This window comes from Parathalassolituus penaei, assembly GCF_026626885.1.
GTDB lineage: Bacteria > Pseudomonadota > Gammaproteobacteria > Pseudomonadales > Oceanobacteraceae > Oceanobacter > Oceanobacter penaei.
Window position 1 is genome coordinate 299,942 of the sequence record NZ_JAPNOA010000029.1, and the last position, 22,947, is coordinate 322,888.

Below are 22,947 nucleotides of genomic sequence, written 5' to 3' on the forward strand. Positions count from 1 at the left end.
GGATTGTACAGAATTCGCAGGAAACTATATGCGCCGCATTACCAGAGAAGAGTGTCCACCCGAGACTTTACATCGTCTGCTGAATGGTGTGACATTTTTCAAGGAACTGATCCACAACGACCCGTCCCAGTTCGAACTGCTGATGAGCGTATCCCGTTTTGGTATTGCCGATCAGGGAGAGATCATCCTACACAAGGATGAGGCAGCTAATATTCTGTATTTCCTTCTGCGTGGTGAGCTGGATGTGCTGGCTGATGATAATCTGGTCTCCCTGAACATCATCAATGCCGGAGAGATGCTGGGTGTGATGGCCATGGTACTGGACCAGAAACGTTCTGCATCCCTGCGTGTGCGCAGCCGCAATGCCATTCTGGCCGGTATCAGCTACGAACACTTCCAGGACATCAACGATTTCAACGTGTTTTCACTGGAAACCAAGCTGAGTTTCTTCCGTATGCTCAACTCCAACGTGCGCTGGAACGTCGAGAAAAACCGGATTGCCAATCCGAACCATCCGCTGGTGCCACGTCTGCGTACCATTCCGATTTTCACCGGTCCACGCAACACCGAAGCAGAACTCGAGGCCCTGCACAAACAGGCACACGTACTGTGTGAACTGCTCAGTGACTGGAACGCCTCTCTGGTTAACGCCTGATCAGTTTTACGACCTTGCTTACCTCAGGGTCTAATGGACCCTGAGTGTAATGTCTATACCGTCATTCCCGGCAATTACCTATGTAGCAGAACCAAAGTATCGGCATGTTCCATACATGAGTGCTTTTCCACCCATCGACCACTGACATAGAATGCCCCACTTTTCATTTTTTGGGGAATATCCCTTCGGGAGATTTATGTTTGACACAATCGATTTGATCGTCATCTTACTGGCGATCCTTGGGTTATTGGGCGTTGTTCTGGAAGAAGTTATTCACGTCAACAAGGCACAATCTGTTCTGTTTTTTGGTGCAACGTCCTGGGTACTGTTGTTTCTGTCATCAATGGACAGCGACATGGGGCACGCCGCTGTTATCACAGGTCTGGAAGAAAACATCGGTGAAATCGCCAGCCTGTGGTTGTTCCTGATTTCCGCCATGACTTTTGTGGTGTATCTGAACCAGAAAGGTCTGATTGAAACTCTGATCTACAAGGTACTGCCAAGCCGAGTCAGCGAGCGTACCCTTCTGATCATGACTGGTACTTTCGCGTTCCTGTTTTCCTCGATTGTTGACAATATCACGGCAACCCTGATCTGTGTGGCCCTGGTACTATCCCTGAATCTCGACCGTCGCAAGACCTTGCGTTTTGCAGCCGTGGTCATTTTTGGCGTGAACTCCGGTGGTGTTGCCATGATCACTGGCGACGTCACCACCCTGATGATCTTCCTGGAAGGCAAGGTCACCATCACTGAACTGATTCTGCTGTCCCTGCCTGCATTTGGCGCTGTAATGGTACTGGCCGTACTGCTGGCACGCCCACTGAACGAAGTGGCCGTGATTCAGAAAAAGAGCCACCCTCTGGCCAAAGTCGATTACGTTATCGCCATTATTTTTGCCCTCACCATTCTGAGCACCATCACCGGCAACGTGATGTTTGATATTCCACCAGTACTGACCTTCCTGACCGGTCTGTCCATCATGTTCCTGGTAGCCCGTGCCTTTGGCCAGGACACCGAAGATGACCCGATCATGAACTATATCCGTCGTATCGAGTTCGACACCCTGATGTTCTTCCTGGGCATCCTGCTGCTGGTAGGTGCACTGAAAGAAATCCACGCCCTCGACACCTTCGTAAAACTGTACGATGTACTGCCTCCATGGGCTGCCAACTACCTGATGGGCCTGCTGTCAGCACTGATCGACAACGTGCCACTGACTGCAGCGCTGTTGAAAGCTGACATCCATATGGACCTTGAAGGCTGGTTGTCTCTGACTTACGCAGTCGGTGTAGGTGGCTCCCTGCTGGTCATCGGTTCGGCCGCCGGTATCGTGGCCATGAGCAAGCTGGAAGATCTGACCTTCGGTTCATACCTGAAGTACACAGCTCCGCTGCTGATTGCCTATTCATCAGGCTTTGTAGCGTCCCTGATGCTGGCCCGTATTCTGGCCTGATCAGCAAGTTGGCAAAGCGGTTTATGGTCGCTTTGCCCCTGATCACCAGCCAGACAAGCTGCATCAACAAAAACGCCACGTATCCACGTGGCGTTTTTGTTTTCGGGCGAATGCTGTACGGCTTGCCATCCACCCGGATACTCACGGGCAGCGACCATAACCGTCGAGTGTTAAAATTTCATGGCAGGCGGATCCGCACTTCGACTTCACCACCGTCAATATCGTTCTGCAGGCTGGTAATACTTTCACTGATTGGTTTGACCTCAGTCTGATCCTTTTCGGTTTCATCCCACAGAATCTTGCCCGATACCCCAACTCGGCTTTCCGGCGCCTGACGCTCGAACATATCGTCCGGTAACAGGTGCGACGGGCTTTCATCGTTGCTGTTGTCCCATTCCATATTGGGTAATGTCAGATTTAGTGGTTGTTTCTCACGAGCCTCCAGACGCGCCTGACGCTGGCTGGGCAACTCGGGTTTGTCCTGAATCCGGCTGTTGGCACGATCAAGATCGGTTAATGGCATGGCGACCTTGAGATTGATCTCCGGCACCGCCTCTTCCGGGTCAGCACTCAGCACAGCCGTACTGGTCAAGGTGCTTTTAACTCCCCGCAAGATGGGCTGTTCGTCATCACCATGGCAGCCTGCCAGGCCAAATATCCCGAGGATCAACAGACACAGACGCCGCCTGATCATGCGGTGCCCGACAACGCTGTATTTACCCACTTGTATCTCCGATATCACATGCACGGTTATTCGCTGTCTTCGATTACCTTTGGCGCAACTGGTTCAGCGCATTGCCAGCTCAAATCAGCCACATCCAACCCAGAGTCTGCCGACACTGCCAGTCCGGCGACCAGTATAATTCCGTCAGGATTTGCCAGCACCGGCCAGAGATCACGTAACCATAAAGGCACTCCACGCTCCTGCCACAATTGTGACAGGCGTTTGGCTGGTCGTCCGACCATGCGGATCACACAGCCAGATGCCAACCCGGCTGCCGGTAACAGCTGCCACTGCGCGTGTTTCTGCAAGGCAGACTGCAATACCGGACTGATCAGCAGGGCACCGCCCGCCCAGTTCATCGAAGCCGGTAACACTTCTCGCAATGGCCAGACCAGTATCTCAGGCAACTGCGCAGGCAGCAGATACAATAGACCGCGATGCCGACGCACTTGCCAACTCCCCAGTCGTACCAGAGGCTGACGATCCTCTGCCGCTTCCATACTGCGCCACAGATCCCGCAACACCGCCTCATCACCAGGCAAACAGCCATGACTGGCCAGCCAGGCCCGCAACAGATACAGATGCAAAAACGCCGGCAGCTTGTTCACCGCGTTCAGCTGCAAACAGGTTGAAGCCCCCAAAGGCCAGAGGTTGGGCTGCTCGCATTGCGCCAGACGCTCCGCGACCAGCCACTGCAAGGCTTCGGCATCGGCCTGCAAACGCGCCCGACTGCGCAACAGCGGCGCACGCACACCGGGAAATTGAGATTCCAGTAACGGCAACAGGTACTGACGCCACCAGTTACGCTCGTAACGGACATCCTGATTGGATTCATCCTCAACCCAGTCACGCCCCGCCAGCCAACCCTGTGCATCTGCCCAATCAGCCAACTGCTGCCGCGAGACCTCCAGCAAGGGCCGACCGATCCGAATATTGCGCGACGGATCAAGCCAGCGCTGGGCACGCATTCCCGCCAGCCCGGCCAGCCCGGTTCCACGGCGCAGGCGCATCAACAGGGTTTCGAGCTGATCGTCGGCATGATGCCCCAACAGCAACCAGCTGTTGGCCGCACAATAACGCTGGTAAACCTGATAACGCGCCACCCGCGCCGCATCCTCGATGCCATCGCCCTGATTACGCACCTGCACGCGTTCAACCTGTAATGGCACCTGCAAAGACGCACAAACCTTCTGGCAGAACTCCGCCCAGGCATCGGCATTGGGCGACAACCCGTGATGAACATGCAACGCCGCAATCGGCAAATGGGGAGCAAACTGATCGCGCCACTGCACCAGCCAGTGCAGCAACACCAGAGAATCCAGCCCACCACTGAAGCCCACCCAAAACCCTGAACAGGCAGATGAGTCGTCAGTCGCGAGTGGTTTCAGAAAACGCTGAAAAGAATCCGGCCAGACAGGCACAACAACTCCGGGATCATTCAGAAAGAGGCAGCGATTGTATCACCGCCTCTTGCGCCTGCCCGTCAGACAATAACGACCAGCCAAAACAACCTTCGGAACAGCGAGTATCAGCTCCCTACGGAGAACATGGCTTCCATGTCTTTACGGGAGTGGGAGGCGAACGCAAACATGGTATCGGTATCACGCAGGCCATCGATCTTGTGTATGCGGTCGGTGACAATGGCCGCCACCGCTTCGTTGTTGGCAGCTTCCAGAAGCGCCACCAGATCGTAACGACCGGCAACGGAATACACCTGACGAATACCATCAATTTCCAGCAACTGCTGGGCAACCTGGTTTACCTGCAGGCTGGCGGCCTTGATCAGAACAATAGCGGTGGTCATAGCGGGCTCCATTACAATCATTGAATATTCAACTATTACAATGTACCAGACAAAGCGTACAAATCCATGATCAGCAACGCTTTGGTCGTCAGATTCTCGCGGTCAATCTGGCAACAGCAGTGGTCTGCCAACCCGCAGCGGCTCTCAGTCCGGACGCGCCTCAATGACCGGCTGCCGATAACCAAAACACAAACCACCCTCGGCACGCGGCTGCAGCCACACCTCGCCCTGCAGCTGGCGAGCGATATCCCGCACAATGGCCAATCCCAGCCCGGTGCCCGGAATGTTCTGAAAACGATTGTCCCGCACAAAGGGTTCGAACACCTGTTCAAGCATATCCGGGGCAATCCCCGGCCCCTGATCTTCAACCCGCAGTTCCAGCCAGTCGGCATTGCACAGCACGGATACCGTCACCTGGGTGCCCGCCGGGCTGTAACGCAAGGCGTTGTCGATGGCATTCACCAGCACCCGCTGCAAACGACCCGCATCCGTATGCACAATGCCGTCATCGAACTGCCCTACCCCAAGATCAATTCCACGTTCATCGGCCACCGGCAGCATGATCTCGACCACTGCGGCCAGCCATTCCTGCAAGTTTACGTCAGTCAGAACAAGGTCAGAACCATCGTTGATACGAGCCAGATCCAGCAGCTGGTTGACCAGCTGCCGCAGACGTTGCACTGCCATCTGAATGGCAGGCAAACGCTGCAGCAGCTCGTCGGCGGAATGTAATGAACGCAGGTTATCCAGCATCAGCTGCAGCGAACTGACCGGCGTGCGCAACTCGTGGGCAGCATCGGCGACAAAGCGTTGCTGCTGGCGCAATAGCCATTGCTGACGTCCAAACAGCTGGTTGACCGCCTGGGTAAACGGCAGGATTTCCGCCGGAACCCGTTGCGACTCCGGTACCGGCTCACCATCCGACAGGTGCTGTGGCAACTCGGCACTGAGCTGCAACAGCGGCTGGAAACTGCGGTGAATCAGCCAGCCCACCAGCCACCAGAGCAACGGTAGCAGCAGCAAGAGCGGTAAAAAACTTTGCCAGAAAGCATCCATAATCAGCTCGTTGCGCACTTCCAGACGCTGTCCCACCAGCAGGCCCGAATCACTGCGCACCAGCACGCGCCAGCGCTCATCGGGCTGGCTTCGGGAGACAAGCTCCTGCAGTCCATCGTGCAGTCCATCCCCCTGTCCGGTGTCGACACCATCCGGCACCACAAACCACTGAGCTGCCGATGCCAGCGGCAGGATAACCAGCGCATCCTCAGCCCCCGAGTCTTCAACATCCACCTGCAATTTGCCGCGTTCGGCCACCTGCAATAACTGCTGTAACAGGTCATCCTGGGTATGACGGGCTTCATGAAAGGCCAGCCATGCCGACAACAGGCCACTGACCAGCGCCGTCAACAACACCAGCGCCAGCAGTCGCTGGATCAGTTGTCGCTGTAACGACGGACTGTTCATACCGGTTTTTCCACCATCCAGCCCAGACCACGAACATTACGAATGCTGTTGACGCCGAGCTTGCGCCGCACCGAATGAATCAGAAACTCCACCGCATTACTTTCAACTTCTTCGTTCCAGCCATAAATCCGGCTTTCAAGCTGCTGTCGGGACAGGATAGCCCCCGGTTTCTGCAGCAAGGCATGTAACAAGGCAAACTCCCGCGCCGATAACCTCAGAGCCTGTTCACCGGCCTGAACTTCGCGGGTTGCCGGGTCGAGAGTCAGAAAACCATTGGTTAACAAGGGACTGGCGTTGCCCTGATGACGACGACTGACAGCCCGGATGCGGGCCATCAACTCGTCATTGGAAAAGGGTTTGACCAGGTAATCATCCGCGCCCAGATCCAGCCCGGAAATACGATCGGTAACCTGATCACGGGCAGTGATAATAATCACCGGCAGGGAAACACCGTTGTCGCGGGCTTTTTGCAGCAACTGCAAACCGTCGATATCCGGCAAGCCGAGGTCGAGCAAGCCGAGTTGATAATCCTCCAGCGTCAGCGCCGATAACGCCTGCTGTCCCTGGGTGACCCAATCCACCGCCATACCGGCATCCCGTAATGACTGGCGAATCGCCTCTCCCAGCAGGAAATCATCCTCGACCAGTAATACCCGCATCTTGTGCCTCCACTGTCATGAATCCTGCAACAACCGCGCTAAACTCGACCTTCCGGATTATCCGGCCACCAGCAATTGCTGCTGACACCGGCGTTGTTCCCAAAACACGGCCACCACCACTACCAGCGCAAACAATACCGATGAACCAGCAGTCCCCAGCGCCAGACCACCGTGCGACAGGGGTTTGGTCAACCAGTCACCAAAGGTCGCACCGAACGGCCGGGTTAACACAAAAGCCAACCAGAACAGCAGCGTATTGGGTAACCAGCGCCAATACCATGCCAGCAGAATTGCCAGCAGCACGGAAGAAATCAGCACCGCTCCCATCGCAAACCCCAGCCCCATATCATCCGCCAGAAAATCCCCGGCGGCAGTGCCAAGGGTGTTGGCAACCAGAAACGCCAGCCAGTACCAGACTTCACCAGCCCGGCTGCGCACATCTTCGACCCGCACACTGCCTTCGGCTTTTTGCCAGCCCAGCAGAATCAATACCAGCAAGGCCACCAGCAGTAACGAACCAGCGGCATAACCAAGGCCCAGCGTACGATCAATAAAATCGGAAATGGCAGTACCAGCGATGGCGCTGGCGGTAAAGGCCAGCCAGTAGGTTACCGGACGATAACCATCCTGGGATATTTTCAGAATGGCACTACCCACAAACAAAGCCAGAAAAATGGCAATGGTAACGGCATACCCCAGATCCCAGGTCATGGAAAACAGGTCGGCACCGGTTTCGCCGAGGGTGGTAGAAGCAATCTTGATCACCCAGTACAGGGTGATGATTTCAGGAACGCGGGCTTGCACCCGCGATACAGAAGAAGCGTATTCCGACATGCTGACTCCGACGTGGTGAATTCAAAACCACGCCAGCATAAGCACCCGGCCTTAGCGCAAACTTAGCGCCGACACTTTGTGAGCCCGCTTAACCAAACACCAACTCAACGGCTTTTTCGCCGAACTCGAACCGCAGTTCCTGCAGCTGGTCGTCGGTCGGGTTAACCCGCCATTCATCGCCGAGGCGAATATCACATCGAGCGCTGTCGTTGCGGTATTCAATCACCACCGGGCAACCGCCTTCCATTGGCACCAACAGTTTGCCGAGACGCTGGCAGAAACGTTCGTCCATGCGTTCACCGTCGAGCTGGATACGAATACCGCTAGCAAAGGCCAGACGTGCCTGGCTGATTTCCATCGCGGTACGCCCCGTGGCCTTGAGGCCGCCGGAATAGGAGTCGTGGCTGATCATGGCTTCGACAATCAGCACCTTGTCCTTGGCTACCACATGGCGCACCTGCTCGTAGATGTCCGAGAACAGCGCCACTTCCATACGGCCGGAACGGTCGTCGAGAGTGACAAAACACATGTTGTCGCCGCGCTTGTTTTTCATCAGACGCATATCCACCACCAGACCGGCGAGTTTCTGCGGCTTTTTGCTTTCCTGCAGATTCACCAGACGGGTTGGCGCCAGCTGACGGACTTCCAGTTCGTACTCATCGAACGGGTGTCCGGTTACGAACAGACCGAGGGTGTCTTTTTCGCCTTGCAGACGTTCTTTCAGAGTCCAGTCACGCAGGCTACGGTGGCGCTCGTACGGATCGGTTTCCGACGCGGTTTCGGCTTCCACCTCACCAAACAGGTCGAACATACCCGAGGCTTCGTTAGCCGCGGTCTGGCCTGCGCCTTTCATGGCGTCTTCGATACTGGCCATCAGCACCGAACGCGGCGCGGTGATTTCCATACGGTCGAAAGCACCACAACGCACCAGGGCTTCCATCACCCGTTTGTTGAGCTTTTTGATGTCGACGCGCTGGCAGAAATCGAACAGATCGCGGAACGGGCCACCGGCTTTGCGGGCTTCGATAATGGCGTTGATCGGGCCTTCACCCACACCTTTTACCGCCCCAAGGCCATAAACAATGGCCTCGTCATCGTTAACGGTGAAGCCGAAGAATGACTGGTTAACATCCGGCAGGATGATCTCCAGCCCCATCTCGCGGCATTCTTCAATAAAGATCACCACCTTGTCGGTGGTCTGCATATCGGCGGTCATTACCGCCGCCATAAACGGCGCCGGGAAGTGCTGCTTCAGCCACAGGGTCTGGTACGACACCACCGCATAGGCAGCCGAGTGCGATTTGTTAAAACCGTAACCGGCGAACTTTTCCACCAGGTCGAAGATTTTCATCGCCAGATCAGGATCAACGCCCTGACTGATAGCACCGTCGCGGAAGGTATCGCGCTGTTTGGCCATCTCTTCCGGCTTTTTCTTACCCATCGCCCGGCGCAGCATGTCCGCCCCACCGAGGGTATAACCGGACAGAACCTGGGCAATCTGCATTACCTGTTCCTGGTAAACGATTACCCCGTAGGTCGGTTCCAGCACGTCTTTCAGGCTTTCGTGCTCAAAGTCCGGATGCGGATAGGCCACCTTGGCGCGGCCGTGTTTACGGTTGATAAAGTCGTCCACCATGCCCGATTCCAGCGGGCCCGGACGGAACAACGCCACCAGAGCGATCATGTCTTCGATGTTGTCCGGCTGCAGACGCCGAACCAGATCTTTCATACCGCGCGATTCCAGCTGGAACACCGCCGTGGTACGGGCTTCTTTCAGGAGCTTGTAGGAGGCCGGGTCATCGAGCGGAATGGCGCTGATGTCCACCGGCGGCAGCCCTTTCAGGGCTTGCTTGCGATTGATGGTTTCCAGCGCCCAGTCGATGATGGTCAGGGTCCGCAGACCGAGGAAGTCGAACTTCACCAGACCAGCTTCTTCAACGTCGCCCTTGTCGAACTGGGTCACCAGACCAGCACCGCCCGGTTCACAGGCGGTGGCCGAGAAGTCGGTGAGTTTGGTTGGTGCAATCACCACACCACCGGCGTGTTTACCGGTCTGACGGGCGATACCTTCGAGCTTGAGGGCCATTTCCCAGATTTCCTGGGCCTCTTCGTCTTCACCCAGAAACTCTTTCAGCAGCGGCTCGGTTTGCAGCGCTACTTCGAGGGTCATGCCCGGATCACCCGGAATCAGCTTCGACAGCTTGTCGGCCAGACCAAACGACTTACCCTGCGCCCGCGCTACGTCTCGCACTACCGCCTTGGCGGCCATGGTGCCGAACGTCACGATCTGGGATACCGCCTGACGACCATAGTTGTCGGCTACGTAGGCGATCACCTTCTCACGGTTTTCCATACAGAAGTCGATGTCGAAGTCGGGCATCGACACACGTTCCGGGTTCAGGAATCGTTCGAACAGCAGGTCGTATTCGAGTGGATCAAGGTCGGTAATTTTTTGCGCATAGGCCACTAGCGAGCCGGCACCCGAACCCCGCCCCGGACCAACCGGAATATCGTGATCCTTGGCCCACTGGATAAAGTCCATCACGATCAGGAAGTAACCGGGGAACCCCATCTGGATAATAATATCCAGCTCGAACTTCAGACGGTCATCGTAGGGCTGGCGCTTTTCCAGATACTGCGGTGAGTCTTTGGGGATACCGGCCAGAATCACATCCAGACGTTCTTCCAGACCCACCTGCGAAATCTTGCGGAAGAAATCGGCTTCACTCATGCCTTCCGGAATCGGATAGTCCGGCAGGAAGTATTTGCCCATCAACACTTCCACCGAGCAACGACGGGCAATTTCCACCGTGTTGGCAATGGCCGATGGAATATCGTGGAACAGCGCCGTCATTTCCTCGGCGCTGCGGAAATACTGTTGCTCGCTGTACTCCCGCGGACGGCGTTTGTCTTCCAGCGCATAACCCTGGCCGATAGCAACCCGGGTTTCGTGGGCTTCAAAATCGTCGGCCTTGAGGAATCGCACATCGTTGGTGGCAACCAGTGGCACCCGGTGACGGGCACCCAGCGCCAGAAACGCCTTCACCAGGGTTTCATCACCCTGCCGACCGGTACGCTGCAGTTCCAGATAAAAACGGTCACCAAACACCTGGTGATATTCCATCACCAGACGCTCAGCCGCATCGAGTTTGCCCTTCAGCACCCGCTGGCCCACATCACCATCACGAGCCCCCGACAGCAGGATCAGGCCGGTGTTTTTCTCAAACAGCCACTCCTTTTTGATCATCACCTTGTCGTAATGCTGGTCATCCATAAAACCACGGGAAATCAGCTCACGCAGGCCCAGATACCCTTCCGGTGTCTGGCACAGGGCGGTGATCCGGAATGGCGCCTGCAGGTCTTCCGGGTTTTCGAGCCACAGGTCAGCGCCCAGAATCGGTTTGACGCCCTCACCCAGACAGGCCTTGTAGAACTTCAGCAAGGCGTACATGTTGGCCTGGTCGGTCAGGGCAACCGCCGGCATATTCATGCCCTTGGCCGTTCCCACCAGTTTTTTCACCCGCACAACACTGTCGTACAGGGAGAACTCGGAGTGGACACGGAGGTGAACGAAGTTGGCGATCGTCATGGCAGCTAACCGGAATGGGCAAAAACGGACAGAGAGTTTACAACAGATCATGCCGACACGCTGGCCGGGTATATCCGGCTCCGGCGCCCGCACCGGTGTGGAAGCCGCAGCGTCAGGCAGGTTTACAGCCGGAACCGGACCAGCTTTCCCGGTCTTCGATCTGGCTCCCACGCTCCCGCGTGGTAGCCGCAAGGTCAGGCACATACCCACGCAGGAGCATGGGAACGAGGTCAGGGTCTACCGTAGACACGGTACTCTGGAGAAGGGCTAAAGTTTTAATGCCTCGCTAAGCGGCTAGCGTTAGCGAGTCCAGTGGAGGCCGTCTTTTGGCCGGAACGATGCTTGAACAACCTTTTATATTTCATTGGTTTAGCACCGATAAAGACAGTGTTATATCTTTTGATCTTTGATCGTTTAGAAACTTTTGACTAGTAGTTATGACCCAGCCATTTTGATGACTATTAACAGTGCCGTATTCTTTAGCGACGTCTACCGGAACTTGCAGTGCCTTTTTAACTGCGCCATTAGACTCAAATAAAATCACCACCAAAAAATCGAAATCCCATGAGCGAATAACATTAAGCTGTGTTGAAGTAGCACCTTTAATCTTGCGGGATTTGACCTGATACAGCTTACCGTCAGGCGCTTCTATATCCGCGCCAGCTCCAGAGATTTCAAGAAGCCTACCACCGTAATGCTTGTGTACCAGATATTCCGCGTATTCACCTACGATATTACTAGTGCGACCAAGTGCAATTGTTAGTTTATTCGAATATTCATTGAACTTTAGCCACAGGTCTTTTACGTCTTCCATTGCACTCTCTTATAAAATATAAAGCTCAGCATAGCGGGACGACTTTGACGTGCAGCGGGCAAAGCCGGCCACTGTTGATACTGTTGTTATCATACGATATTATCAGTAGTACAATGTAACTCATGAGTCACTGCCACCACACTTCGTCTTTACCACAACTAGGGCATTTCAATACCTTATCAAATGTCACTCTTTTGCAAGAAGCGCAAACTTTCCTACCTCCAGGAACAAAACCAAGGGCCTGTCCTTTAATATTTGATTTTATATTGTTTTTTGTTTCATAATCTTGACTGACTCGTTTTCCACCATCAATTAATAAAACAGAAGCACTCAATACATCATCCAATATATCTTCATTTTTTCCTTCAATAAAAGAAGAGATCTTTTCCCATGCAATGGGCTCACTTTCTTCTATTATCTTACGACCTACTACATTTAGTATATTAATTCTAAAATCAGAATATTCACGCAAAACTATCTCGTAGTTATCTTCTTGTATTGAGTACATTAAAAGACTCAAGCGAACTGATTCTCCAACCATCCATGGACCAATCCAATTATGTTTTTCTTCATGTATACGTTTCCAAGCATACTCTGTATAGTCAAATAATTCATACGCAATCAGCATAAAGCTTTTTACATCTTTCATCTCTAGTGCTAGTTTAGCTTTTTTTATTTTAGATAAAAGCATTTCAAGCTTATCAGCTTCAATTTTTTGTAGAATTTCACTTTTAGCTTTTTCAATCGTTTGCTGCAAGGTTATCTGATGCTTTCCAATAGCGTCCAGCATTTCAGTTTTATTGGCTTCAATTAAATTGGCAATTTTCTGATTTTTTTCGTTTTCTAACCTAGCTTTATCCTTCTCTATCTCAACAAGCAAAATATCACGACTTCTTAAATATTTAAAACCTTCTCGAGCCAGGTCAACACCAGCACCTATTAGCATTACAATAATAGATAGATCACCCACTTTCTGTTTATCACTTTGATCGCTTATTTGATTATTCATGATTCACCTACAAACCTTCATATCACTGACAGTTTTATTTATGAGCATGCGCGTTTTGCTGGCGGCTCGTTTTGCTGCAAAAGAGGGATAAGCATCTGACTTTCATTGAAAATATCCTTATCGCTATACAGGCAACCACCGAAAATACGCGCATGCGCGTTTTACGGTTTATCAGGCACACAAAGCATTTGTAGCCACGCCTTACCATCCCTTATTTCAGTGGTTTACGCTAACAGCTGCGGCCAAAACGGGCAAGCCATCCGATAAAAACGGGTGGGGCCGCCTGGGCACGGAATCCATCCATCTGGCTCCCACGCTCCTGCGTGGTAGCCGCAGCGTCAGGCACATTCCCACGCGGGAGCATGGGAACGAGGTCATAGTCATACCACTCTGGCTCCAGTGTGATAGCCGCAGCGTCAGGCACATTCCCACGCGGGAGCATGGGAACGAGGTCGTAGTCATACCACTCTGGCTCCAGTGTGATAGCCGCAGGTTTACCACTCAGGGTCAGGCACATTCCCACGCGGGAGCGTGGGAACGAGGTCGTAGTCATACCACTCTGGCTCCTGCGTGATAGCCGCAGGTTTATCACTCAGGGTCAGACACATTCCCACGCAGGAGCGTAGGAACGAGGTCGTAGTCATACCACTTTGGCTCCCGTGTGGTAGCCGCAGTGTCAGGCGCATTCCCACGCGGGAGCGTGGGAACGAGGTCGTAGTCATACCACTCTGGCTCCTGCGTGATAGCCGCAGGTTTACCACTCAGGGCCAGGCACATTCTCACTCACGCAGGAGCACGGGGACGAGGCCAGGAGCGCCGGCAAGGGATAACCGTTCTGCATAGCGCCCGACAGGCTGCTGGTCTTTCTGTTAGTCAGCGGCTGAATCAGGATCTCTACAAGCATTTCATGCGATCTTCTGTATAATTTTCGCTGTATTTAACTGTATGTATAGACAGCCTTAATGAGAACGATCGAGATGTGTGCCGGCGCCGGTGGTCAGGCGCTTGGCCTTCATAATGCCGGATTTATTCACAGCGTACTGGTCGAACTGGATCACCACGCCTGCGAAACCCTGCGTCTCAACAATCACCAGCTGCAGCTGGGCTGGGGGGAGATTCTCGAAACCGATCTCAAGCAGTTCGCGGAACAGGAGGCCGGCCGATACTTTGGCCAGATCGAACTGGTTGCCGGCGGTGTCCCCTGCCCGCCGTTCAGCAAGGCCGGACAGCAGCTCGGCCCTGATGACGAACGCGATCTGTTTCCGACCGCCCTGAAAATCGTTGCAGCGGTACGCCCCTACGCGGTCATGCTCGAAAATGTGTCCGGCTTGCTGGATCAGAAATTCGATGCCTATCGGCACCAGCTCGAAGCCGAGTTGTTGCGTCTGGGTTACGAAAGCCGTTGGAAGCTTCTGCAGGCTGCAGACTTCGGGGTGCCACAACTGCGCCCCCGCGTCATTCTGGTGGCCATGCCAGCCAGATTGATGAAGCACTTTCAATGGCCGGAACCCACCGTGAGTACCCCCGTCAGTGTTGGTGAAGCCTTGTTTGATCTGATGGCCGCCCGAGGCTGGCCTGGGGCTGACGCCTGGAAAGACAAAGCCTGCAGCATTGCCCCGACTCTGGTCGGAGGCTCCAAAAAACACGGAGGCCCGGATCTCGGCCCCACCCGCGCCAAGCGCCAGTGGCAGGCTCTGGGGGTGAATGGCCATCGGGTCGGAGACCCCGATGAACTGCCATCTCCCGACTTTGTCGGGGTGCTGGGCCGCGACGGCAGTATCCGCCCCGGCTTTGAACATATGCCCTTGCTAAATGTACGAATGGCCGCCCGGATTCAGGGATTCCCGGACCACTGGCAATTTTTTGGCAGCAAGACCCACGCCTATCGGCAAGTCGGTAATGCCTTCCCGCCACCGGTTGCCGAGGCCGTCGGCAAACAGATCATGAAGGCCCTGAAAACCGGGCTAAGGAAAGGAAGCAAAGTCGCATGAGTTTGATACAGGATGCCCGCACAAAACTGCACCGCGATCTGATTGCGCAGGAAATTTTCTGTTATTGCCCATTGTCAGCAGCAGACCAGAAAAAATACGCGCAGCCGTGGATTGCCAGCAATGCTGACTCCGGCCAGAAATCCAGCTGCCAGATTGGCAATGGTTTATTGGCAATGATGGAGTCTAAAACCGGCTTGTCCGCCATCGTCCAGAAGCAGAAACCCAAGGGGCAGACATTAGGTAACGCCTTTGAATCACTCTGCGCCAGCTTCCTGCAAGATACCTTTCCATATCTTGCACACCTTCGCCCAGGACATTGGCAAATCGCCAAATCCGCCAGTCGAGCAAGTGGGGTTATTGGCCAATACGAGCAATACAGCCATCTGGCGGAGCTGGATCGACTCGCCGAGGCACATGCTGAATTACGCAACTTCCTTGGCGATGGTTACACCATTGCGCCTGACGTAGTGATTGCGCGACTTCCCGAAACAGACGAACAGATCAATCAGAGCCATGCCATTGTCGATCCCGATAACGCACGGAACAGCATGCTCCGCAGCGCCAACCATGCGGATCCTCAATCTCCCTCTGCCCTGCTGCACGCCAGTATTTCCTGCAAATTCACCATGCGTTCAGATCGTTCGCAAAACACCCGCACCGAAGCCCTGAACCTGATTCGCAGCCGTAAAGGGCGTGTTCCGCATATTGTCGCGGTTACCGCCGAACCCATGCCAGCCCGCATTGCTTCACTGGCGATCGGCACCGGTGACATCGACTGTGTTTATCACGTTGCCCTGTATGAGCTGAAGCAGTGTCTGGAGCAGCTGGACCGGGATGATCTGGTCGACTCTCTCAACAGCATGATTGAAGGCAAGCGCCTGAAAGACATCAGCGACCTGCCACTGGATCTGGCGATCTAATAAACGCACAAGCTACTTCAATGCAAGAACGACGAAAACCTTCAATATATATCCAGAAGAACTACCCTCGTCGGATAACATCACATACCATCGCCCGCTTGCCCGACCGCAGCATGGCTGCGGCTTCCAGATCCATCCCTACACCAGCAGGTAACGATGAACGCCATGTCGTGTCCTTATTTCGAGCAGTCGCTGTGCCGCTCCTGTGCCCTGTTAGATATTCCCTACCAGCAACAGATCGCCGACAAAACCGCAGCGCTGCAACAGCTGACCGGCATTGAAGCATCACGCTGGTTGCCGCCTTGCATCAGCCAGAGTCTGGGTTTTCGCAACAAGGCCAAAATGGTGGTGCTGGGCGTGGCGCAGGCACCGGTGGTGGGCATTGAACTCAGCGCCGAACAGGGCTTCAGCGCCCAGCCATTAACCGACTGCCCGCTGTATCCGGCCAATATGCAGGCACTGCTGGGCGATTTGCCGGAGTGGATTCGCAGCTCTGGTCTCCCCCCCTACAACCGCCACAAGCGCCGTGGTGAGCTGAAATACATTCTGCTCAGCCACAGCCGTCGGTATGACCAGTTTATGCTGCGTCTGGTGCTCGGCAGCGATAAATGCATTGAGCGTATCCGCCAGAACCTGTCGCGTTTGCTGCAGCAGCATCCGGAAATTCAGGTCGTAAGTGTGAATATCCAGCCGGTGCATATGGCACGTCTGGAAGGTGACGAAGAGATTTTCCTCACCGACAACCAGCTGCTGGAAGAAGAGTTCAACGGCATTCCGCTATTCCAGCGTCCCAAGAGTTTCTTCCAGACCAACCCGGACGTTGCCGAGCAGCTGTACGGCACCGCAGCCCGCTGGGCGCAAGCGACCGGCGCGCATCATATCTGGGATCTGTTCTGTGGCACCGGTGGTTTTGCCCTGCATTGTGCACCGTTCGCCGAGCGTGTTACCGGCATCGAGATCGAACCGGAAGCCATCGCCTGCGCGCGCCAGTCAGCGGCCCGCATGGGCATCAACAACCTTGAATTCGATGCACTGGATTCCGCCGCGTTCAGCCAGCAACAACAAGGCAGCGCCCCGGATCTGGTGATTGTGAACCCGCCACGCCGAGGCCTGGGCACCGAACTGGTGGAGCGTCTGAACCAGATCGCCCCGCGTCATATCATCTATTCCAGCTGCAACCCGGAAACCCTGACCCGCGATATTGCAGGGCTCAATTACGAGGTGGTGCAGGCACAGTGGTTTGATATGTTCCCGAACACCGACCATATGGAAGTGTTGGTGGAATTACGCCGTACAGGCGTTTGATAAAGCGCCGGTCTGGTGATCAAAACCAAACCGGCCCGATCGCCCCAATAAATCCAGGTCGCTCTGACCGCTGCGCTGCTTCCGCTCCTGTCTGTAGCCCATACGGATTATCCAACCGTTCTCACCGCGCAAAAAGCAGGATTTTGCCCAACCTGCCGTTATGATTTCATCGAACAGAAAGTTGTTTGTGGATACAACGAATCTCGGGCTACCCTGCTTTGTAGCCAATCTGCTGCGCATCCCCTCCCCCTCTGACACTCGTTCAGAAACATCTGCGTAGCCTTTTTCTGCCCGATCTCCGAGGTTTTACTGCATGCACGCATCCGCTGGACGGCAGTCCTTTCAGCAAGGTATTCAGGCGCTGTTGCCGCTGGCCCCCGGCGTTTTGCCATTTGGTCTGGTCACCGGGGTTACGGCCGCCAATCAGGGTTATTCATTCTTTGAAATTCTCGGCATGACCCTGCTGTTTTACGCCGGTTCGGCGCAAATGGCAGCGCTGCAGCTGCTTAACGAACAGGCTTTGCCACTGGTGATCCTGATTACCGTGGTGGTGATCAACCTGCGCTTTCTGATGTACAGCGCCGCCCTCGCCCCGCATATGCACCGGCTGCCGGCGAAAGCCCGCTGGCCGCTCGGTTATATGATTTCCGACCAGTCGTTTGCGCTGTCGATGGTGCGTAACCAGCAACAGCCACACGCGCCGATGGATCTGTGGTTCTTCGCCGGTTCCTCGTTCAGCATGTGGCTGGTATGGCAGGTATCGGTGATTCTCGGGGTGATGGTGGGCAGTGGAATTCCGGCCAGCTGGTCGCTCGACTTCGCGATTCCGCTGTCGTTCCTGGCCATTCTGGTGCCGGCGATTCGTAACTCGGCAAGCCTGTCGGCGGCACTGACCGGTGGCCTGGTCGCAGTACTGGCACACGGCCTGCCCTATAACCTCGGTCTGATAGTGGCGTCGGTGAGCGGCATTGCCGCGGGCCTGCTGGTTGAAACCCGCAAGAAACCGGCCGCAAGCCACCAGCAAGGAGCCAAGGCATGAACGATCTGACCCTGTGGGGATTATTCGTCGCGGTAGGGATCGCCACGCTGGTGTTACGGCTGGCGTTTATTGAAGGACATGGCCGCTGGAGTGTGCCACCGCTGCTGCAACGGGCATTGCAATATGTTCCCGCCAGTGTGCTGGCAGCACTGGTAGCACCGGCGGTGGTGCTGCCACCAGCGGGCAGCGATGTACTGGTCGATTGGCCACGTCTGCTGGCAGCGGTGATTGCGGCGTTAATGGCGTGGTTTTTCCGCAACACCCTGTACAGCCTGCTGGCCGGTATGGGCAGCCTGCTGGCCATGCAAAACCTGCTGCCGCTGTGGATTGGATAATCAGAACACGCGGGAACGCAACAAACCGGTATAGTGAACCCCAAGTAGAAGCCTATCCAAACGCGATACAGGAGTTTCCGCATGAAAACCGGTTTGTTAACTGCTCTGATGCTGCTCGCCAGCACACCGCTGTGGGCCGATGAAATCCGCGCTAACGATTCCTACCAGCGCCATTGCGTGTATACCCACACCGCCAGCGAAACCTTCTGGCAAGGTGCCTGCAGCGAAGAATTCAATTACGCCACCAACGAACACCGGGTGGTATTTGAAGACAAGTCGATCCTGATCAGCGACTACGAACCCATGCGCCATGAACTGCCGTGGATGATGCTGCAGCTGAACGGCGAAGCTGCAGTTGCCTATTTGCACCACCGCAGCTGGACTTCCTACAGCAGCCTCGACCTCGGCACCGCACTGGATGTTTGTGATGGCCCGGATGAAAGCGGTGGTTGTCAGTAAAAACGTCAGTCAGTAAAAACGTCAGTCAGTAAAAACGTCAGTCATTAACAACGTCAGCCCGTTGCCTGCTCAGCCCCTCGGACAACCCTTCACAGGTACTGATCAGGCATTACGGGTAAGGGCAAAACGGTTCAGCAACTCGTCCAGCCAGTAAGCACACATCATCATCACCAGCAGCGCCACTGCCACTGAACTGATGCGATACAGACTGGCGTAAAGAATATCGGCCCCCGGCTGCAGGTATTGCCCGAACAGGATACCAATGGTGGTGAGCGCCCCGAAGCCCATCGCTGAACCGGCACGTTCCGCCAGATGCAGACGCGCAGCAATCATCACAGTGATAAACATCGCCAACACCACCAGCACCAGATGATCAATCAGGTCGTAGAGCAGAATCTGCGTCACCAGCGCCAGCGCACAGCCATACAACGCCCCGCGCACCCGATTCCAGCAACTCAGCACCGAACCGGAATAGGTCATCGGGAACAGCACCAGCATGGTGGCGACCTGGGCCGACAACGAATCACGCAGGTCGAGCACCTGAAACACCACATAGGATGCCGATGCCAGAATCGTCCCCATCAGCATACGGTGATTGATCTGGGCATGACTCAGGCTGACTACCGGCGGTGGCCCCGGTTTTTCCGGCTCCGGAATCAGCCAGTACAACAAGGCCGCCACCACCACCGACAGGCTGGATGACAACAGGGTCGCCACCATCATGTCGTGCAACTGTGCCGGGCTGTAGCTGGCCAGGTTCAACACCGTCGATAACGTAATCAGCCCCGACACCCACAGCAGCAGATACGGCGTGGTGATCATAAAGCGGAAGTGGTAACCGAACACAAAGGTCACCGCCATCCACATCAGCAGCGGATAGGGCTCGAACAGCGCCTGCAACAGCCACAGCTCGACGATATTCACCAACACACCGGCAATAAACTGACAGGCCACCATCCGGTTGAACACCGGCACCATGCCCATTAACAGCATCGGAAACACGGCAAAAAACACACCGAACGGCCAGTTCATCAGTTTGCTGATCGCAAATCCGGCGGTACTGCCAATGGCCAGACGCAGCAACCGGCGCTTGTCGAATGGGGTTAACCCGGTTGGCATAACCGCACTCAATACACGTAACGCAGCAAACTGATCAGCTGCATCTGCCATTTGCCGAGGGTATCCAGCAAGGCACCGTGAGACGACAACAACATCACCGTCGCCCGCGAACCACTGACCAGACTCAGCGGCAAGCCGTGATCCGGTTCCGCATCCAGATAGACCCGCACCCGCTGCGCATCACGCACCCAGCGATCACTGTCATCCGGCTTGGCCAACTGCCCATTGGCCAGCAGCTGACCCGCGGCAACGCCCATATCACGACTGTCCAGTTCAGCGCTGAACAGCTGCCCTGGAAGGGCATCAAACACCACCCAGGCTTCGGCACCATCGGCAATATTGGCCAGACTTTTCTCCCGAAAATCCGCCGCAATACGCGCATCGTCGGTTGCTACCAGCGACAACAACGGCTGCCCAACCACGGCCTGTGCACCCACTTGCAATTGCAGGTTGGAGATCACACCGTCTTCCGCCGCCCGCACCACGGTGCGATCGAGGTTGAGCTGGGCCTGCGCCAACTGGTTGGCCGCCAGACGAATCTGCAAATTGCGGGCACCACTTTCGCCCAGCTTCACCGCCACCGAATTACGACTTTCACGCGCCGCCTGACGACGAGCCTGCGCCGCCTGCACACTGGAGCTGGCACGATCCAGATCCTGCTGGCTCACCACCTGACGCTCGTGCAACGACTCCATCCGGCGATACTCGCGCTCTGCTTCCTGCTGCTGCACCTCGGCCTCGTTCAGCGCCGCCTCGGCATGAGCAAGGTCCGCCTGCAATGCCTCGTTGCCCTGCCCCGCTTCAATCATCGCCAGCTCAGCATGCTCCAGTGCCAGCTGATAATCGCGATCATCAATACGGAACAACACATCACCAGCCTTTACCGCCTGGTTATTGTGCACATTCACTTCCAGCACCGTGCCCGACACACGCGGCGCTACGGTTACCACCGGCCGTTGCACCATGGCATAGGAGGTCATGGGTAATTTCACATCCAGAAACAGGATGTAAGCCAGAATCAGCAGAAACAGCACCGTTGCCCGCCGCATCCAGCGATTAAAATGAATATCAGGCGTCATGCGGAGGCTCCAGCTGTAACTGACGGGCGTTCAAAATCAGGGTTTCCAACATGCCGGACAACAACTCCAGCTGCTCGGCCGACAGGCCTGCCAGAATCCGGCTACGCCCTTCCTCAATACGTGCCTGCACCTTCTGCAACAACACATGCCCTTCCGGGGTAAACCACAGCGTACGGCGCCGTGCATCCACATCGCAGTTACGACGCTCAACAATGCCATCCTCGACCAGACGATTCATGGTGCGCTGCAACGACGGCTGCTCAATGCCCATATGCTGCGCCAGCTCACTCTGACTACAGCCCTCGCCCAGACGCTGCAAATGCAACAACGCCATCCAGCGCGACTGGGTCAGCCCCATATCCGCCATCCACAAATCCACTACAGAACGCCAGGTTCTGGCCGCGATGGCCAACTGCCATCCGATATGACTACCCAGAACAACCTCCAGAATCATTAGCACGCTAACTATAAAACTGGCGGCAGGGTACATTGCTTAGCAAGCTAACTAAATAAGCGAAAATGGAACAACCGGTTGCAACCACAACGGACAATGGCGGGTCTGAGCGGGACAAACCAACAGAACTCAGCGCACGCACACAGAGCACTCCGGGGTATAACGCCGAGCGCCCCACTCATAAGAATCCTGAAAAACGTAGCAATCATCCATAGAAGCAGGCTTGGCAGCGGCCTGCTGCTGGTATCCAATACGCGGGATAAATCCTGGCAGGCCTTGTATCTGCAATGGCTCCCGCCAGAATCACGTCAGTGGTATTGATGTTGGCAGGCGAACACTCAGCAGGCTCGCGCCCACTCCATGACCCCTTCCCCATTCATCCAACACGAGAAAGATGATTGATGAGCAGCCTCCGCAACGCATTTGCGAAATTGCAGGAACAATGGCAAGGCTACGATGCAAGCCAGGACACCACCGGCGATCTCTACAATCGCATTCGAATCAACCTGCTGGAGCTGATCGAAACCGCCAGAGAGGATATGTACCGGGAAGAGTATCTGCGCTTCAAAAAAGATGTGATCCAGTATCTGTGTGAGATCTGTGACAGCCAGCGCGATAAAGACCTGCTGAAACGTTTTGCGGCGGGGATTCTCTCCCCTGAGGAACTGACATTTATTCTGGCGAATACCACGGCGAAACGTTCGTAATCATTGGCTGAGACAGATCAAAAGCCACTCAATCCTGCATCAAAGCCCGCTGAAATCTGGCTTTTCAGAAACACAGCACAGCCATCACTCTTGCTCCACGGAATCAACGGAACATTCAGAAACCAATCGAAACAGCTCGGGCACTCAGTAATGCCTATGCTTGTAACCGATGATGACGCTTGATCGGTGCCCCCACATGCCCGACGCTCCAGGAGGAATATCTGTGACCCCGTCGCAAGCATCTCCAGCCGAGAACCAAGCTACTAAAATCTTTCAAATTAGTAGTTAATTGTACCACGTTGTCCTTTTCGTCGACTCCGATCAGGCCAGCGGCTGGAGCGAAAGTGATGTGGTTGTACGCTGGCACCAACTGTTCAACGGCAATGCCTTGTCCCAGCGGTTCGTTCGTGAAGAGCCTTTATCGGAAGCCGAGCAAAACCGTTTGCACATCCTGATTGACGAATGGCGCGCACGGCTCTGCGATATCAGCTGGTTTATGCGGGTATTAAATGAAGCAATTGCTCGTGAAGCCAA

At 55.1% G+C, this 22,947-nt stretch carries 21 protein-coding genes and 1 pseudogene; 10 read left to right on the plus strand and 12 right to left on the minus strand.

Features of this window, described 5'->3' with window-relative positions; genetic code table 11:
- Nucleotides 1-28 precede the first annotated feature (28 nt).
- Both OUO13_RS12760 and nhaD read left to right on the plus strand, forming a co-directional pair.
- Nucleotides 29-655, plus strand: coding sequence for a cyclic nucleotide-binding domain-containing protein (locus OUO13_RS12760; protein ID WP_283174271.1), 627 nt, complete (start codon nucleotides 29-31; stop codon nucleotides 653-655).
- A 196-nt stretch (nucleotides 656-851) separates the two neighbouring features.
- Nucleotides 852-2,108, plus strand: a complete 1,257-nt coding sequence (nhaD, locus tag OUO13_RS12765; protein WP_283174272.1) for a sodium:proton antiporter NhaD — start codon at nucleotides 852-854, stop codon at nucleotides 2,106-2,108.
- Between the two features lie 178 nt (nucleotides 2,109-2,286).
- Here the strand turns inward: nhaD and OUO13_RS12770 are convergent, their stop codons facing one another.
- From OUO13_RS12770 to OUO13_RS12810, 9 genes are all read right to left on the minus strand, one after another.
- Nucleotides 2,287-2,700: a hypothetical protein gene (locus tag OUO13_RS12770; protein ID WP_283174273.1), complete on the minus strand. Its 414-nt coding sequence runs from the start codon at nucleotides 2,698-2,700 to the stop codon at nucleotides 2,287-2,289.
- A 158-nt stretch (nucleotides 2,701-2,858) separates the two neighbouring features.
- Nucleotides 2,859-4,253 carry a tRNA lysidine(34) synthetase TilS gene (gene tilS / locus OUO13_RS12775; protein WP_283174274.1) on the minus strand — a complete coding sequence of 465 codons (1,395 nt, stop codon included), beginning with the start codon at nucleotides 4,251-4,253 and terminating at the stop codon, nucleotides 2,859-2,861.
- A gap of 107 nt (nucleotides 4,254-4,360) precedes the next feature.
- Nucleotides 4,361-4,636, minus strand: coding sequence for an Lrp/AsnC ligand binding domain-containing protein (locus tag OUO13_RS12780; RefSeq protein ID WP_283174275.1), 276 nt, complete (start codon nucleotides 4,634-4,636; stop codon nucleotides 4,361-4,363).
- A 144-nt stretch (nucleotides 4,637-4,780) separates the two neighbouring features.
- The gene (locus tag OUO13_RS12785) at nucleotides 4,781-6,100 is read right to left on the minus strand and encodes a sensor histidine kinase (RefSeq protein ID WP_283174276.1); all 1,320 of its coding nucleotides are present in this window, start codon (nucleotides 6,098-6,100) and stop codon (nucleotides 4,781-4,783) included.
- On the minus strand, nucleotides 6,097-6,759 hold the full coding sequence (locus OUO13_RS12790) for a response regulator (protein WP_283174277.1): 663 nt from the start codon (nucleotides 6,757-6,759) through the stop codon (nucleotides 6,097-6,099). Before OUO13_RS12790 ends, OUO13_RS12785 begins: the two co-directional genes overlap by 4 nt.
- 57 nt (nucleotides 6,760-6,816) lie before the next feature.
- Nucleotides 6,817-7,593, minus strand: coding sequence for a COG4705 family protein (locus OUO13_RS12795; protein ID WP_283174278.1), 777 nt, complete (start codon nucleotides 7,591-7,593; stop codon nucleotides 6,817-6,819).
- A gap of 88 nt (nucleotides 7,594-7,681) precedes the next feature.
- Nucleotides 7,682-11,182, minus strand: a complete 3,501-nt coding sequence (gene dnaE, locus OUO13_RS12800) for a DNA polymerase III subunit alpha (protein WP_283174279.1) — start codon at nucleotides 11,180-11,182, stop codon at nucleotides 7,682-7,684.
- A gap of 361 nt (nucleotides 11,183-11,543) precedes the next feature.
- Nucleotides 11,544-11,996: a DUF6998 domain-containing protein gene (locus tag OUO13_RS12805; protein ID WP_283174280.1), complete on the minus strand. Its 453-nt coding sequence runs from the start codon at nucleotides 11,994-11,996 to the stop codon at nucleotides 11,544-11,546.
- Nucleotides 11,997-12,123: 127 nt separating this feature from the next.
- Nucleotides 12,124-13,005 carry a hypothetical protein gene (locus OUO13_RS12810; protein ID WP_283174281.1) on the minus strand — a complete coding sequence of 294 codons (882 nt, stop codon included), beginning with the start codon at nucleotides 13,003-13,005 and terminating at the stop codon, nucleotides 12,124-12,126.
- Between the two features lie 962 nt (nucleotides 13,006-13,967).
- Between OUO13_RS12810 and OUO13_RS12815 the strand changes: the two genes are divergently transcribed.
- The 6 genes from OUO13_RS12815 to OUO13_RS12840 all read left to right on the plus strand — a co-directional run bounded on the left by OUO13_RS12815 (nucleotide 13,968) and on the right by OUO13_RS12840 (nucleotide 19,054).
- The gene (locus OUO13_RS12815; protein WP_283174282.1) at nucleotides 13,968-14,996 is read left to right on the plus strand and encodes a DNA cytosine methyltransferase; all 1,029 of its coding nucleotides are present in this window, start codon (nucleotides 13,968-13,970) and stop codon (nucleotides 14,994-14,996) included.
- The gene (locus OUO13_RS12820; protein WP_283174283.1) at nucleotides 14,993-15,916 is read left to right on the plus strand and encodes an NgoMIV family type II restriction endonuclease; all 924 of its coding nucleotides are present in this window, start codon (nucleotides 14,993-14,995) and stop codon (nucleotides 15,914-15,916) included. Before OUO13_RS12815 ends, OUO13_RS12820 begins: the two co-directional genes overlap by 4 nt.
- A 156-nt stretch (nucleotides 15,917-16,072) precedes the next feature.
- The gene (gene rlmC, locus OUO13_RS12825; protein ID WP_283174284.1) at nucleotides 16,073-17,221 is read left to right on the plus strand and encodes a 23S rRNA (uracil(747)-C(5))-methyltransferase RlmC; all 1,149 of its coding nucleotides are present in this window, start codon (nucleotides 16,073-16,075) and stop codon (nucleotides 17,219-17,221) included.
- A gap of 313 nt (nucleotides 17,222-17,534) precedes the next feature.
- Nucleotides 17,535-18,260 carry an AzlC family ABC transporter permease gene (locus OUO13_RS12830; RefSeq protein ID WP_283174285.1) on the plus strand — a complete coding sequence of 242 codons (726 nt, stop codon included), beginning with the start codon at nucleotides 17,535-17,537 and terminating at the stop codon, nucleotides 18,258-18,260.
- Entirely contained in the window at nucleotides 18,257-18,595 is a 339-nt protein-coding gene (locus OUO13_RS12835) for an AzlD domain-containing protein (RefSeq protein ID WP_283174286.1), read from the plus strand. Before OUO13_RS12830 ends, OUO13_RS12835 begins: the two co-directional genes overlap by 4 nt.
- Before the next feature lie 81 nt (nucleotides 18,596-18,676).
- A complete protein-coding gene (locus tag OUO13_RS12840; RefSeq protein ID WP_283174287.1) occupies nucleotides 18,677-19,054 on the plus strand; it encodes a hypothetical protein in 378 nt (125 codons plus the stop codon).
- 102 nt (nucleotides 19,055-19,156) lie between these two features.
- On the opposite strand, the gene OUO13_RS12845 is transcribed toward OUO13_RS12840, so the two are convergent.
- The 3 genes from OUO13_RS12845 to OUO13_RS12855 are packed head-to-tail and all read right to left on the minus strand — an operon-like array spanning nucleotide 19,157 to nucleotide 21,706.
- A complete protein-coding gene (locus OUO13_RS12845; protein ID WP_283174288.1) occupies nucleotides 19,157-20,224 on the minus strand; it encodes a DUF2955 domain-containing protein in 1,068 nt (355 codons plus the stop codon).
- Complete coding sequence (locus tag OUO13_RS12850; RefSeq protein WP_283174289.1) at nucleotides 20,182-21,252, minus strand: HlyD family secretion protein; 1,071 nt, start codon at nucleotides 21,250-21,252, stop codon at nucleotides 20,182-20,184. Before OUO13_RS12850 ends, OUO13_RS12845 begins: the two co-directional genes overlap by 43 nt.
- On the minus strand, nucleotides 21,242-21,706 hold the full coding sequence (locus OUO13_RS12855) for a MarR family transcriptional regulator (RefSeq protein WP_283174290.1): 465 nt from the start codon (nucleotides 21,704-21,706) through the stop codon (nucleotides 21,242-21,244). The genes OUO13_RS12850 and OUO13_RS12855 overlap by 11 nt, the downstream gene beginning before the upstream one ends.
- Before the next feature lie 401 nt (nucleotides 21,707-22,107).
- On the opposite strand from OUO13_RS12855, the gene OUO13_RS12860 reads away from it, so the two are divergent.
- Nucleotides 22,108-22,413: a hypothetical protein gene (locus OUO13_RS12860; protein ID WP_283174291.1), complete on the plus strand. Its 306-nt coding sequence runs from the start codon at nucleotides 22,108-22,110 to the stop codon at nucleotides 22,411-22,413.
- 349 nt (nucleotides 22,414-22,762) lie between these two features.
- Nucleotides 22,763-22,947: pseudogene (locus OUO13_RS12865) on the plus strand (hypothetical protein); the annotation flags it as partial.